At 52.0% G+C, this 529-nt stretch carries 1 protein-coding gene; it reads right to left on the minus strand.

Annotated elements, in window-relative coordinates:
- Positions 1-51 precede the first annotated feature (51 nt).
- Positions 52-529 (minus strand): insulinase family protein (locus ACFIJR_RS09305; protein ID WP_375654096.1); only part of this gene is annotated, 478 nt, incomplete at its 5' end.

Genomic DNA, 529 nt, shown 5'->3' on the forward strand with positions numbered 1-529 from the left:
CATTGGGGTTGGTGACTCTGATGGCCAGCTGGGCAGCTCTTTCTGGAATGCTTAACAGGGGTGGTGATCAGGGACACGTTTCCTGGGTGCTGCTTTGATGATGTTGTCCACACGCAGAATCACCTCTGCTGCTTCAGCTGCACTCAGAAGAACCTGTCGCTTCACTTGAAAACTTTCTGTTATACCCAGGATAGCCATATCGCCAATGGTACCTTCCCTCATATCCAGTCCAGCAGTGGTATTGCCAAGGTACTCGGTCAAGTCTGCACGAGACAGCTTCCTGACATTCTCACTGGGCCCCTCCACAGTCTGGGCTAGAGGTGTGCCCTGGAATGCTGTGGCATGCAGGTAGTCAAAGACCACATCTCGCATAGATGCGTCATTCTCCTGCATCTCCCGCAGGATCACATCACGTTCCTTCTCGATCTGTGAGTCTTCCAGACTACAGTTCTGCACAATGTCACCCAAGAGCTCCACAACTTTTGGCAGATCCTTGGACAGCGCCTTGATGTAGTAAGCTGTGTGTTCC

Origin of the sequence: Bartonella sp. OD88NMGDW, assembly GCF_042193775.1 — a bacterium.
GTDB lineage: Bacteria > Pseudomonadota > Alphaproteobacteria > Rhizobiales > Rhizobiaceae > Bartonella > Bartonella grahamii.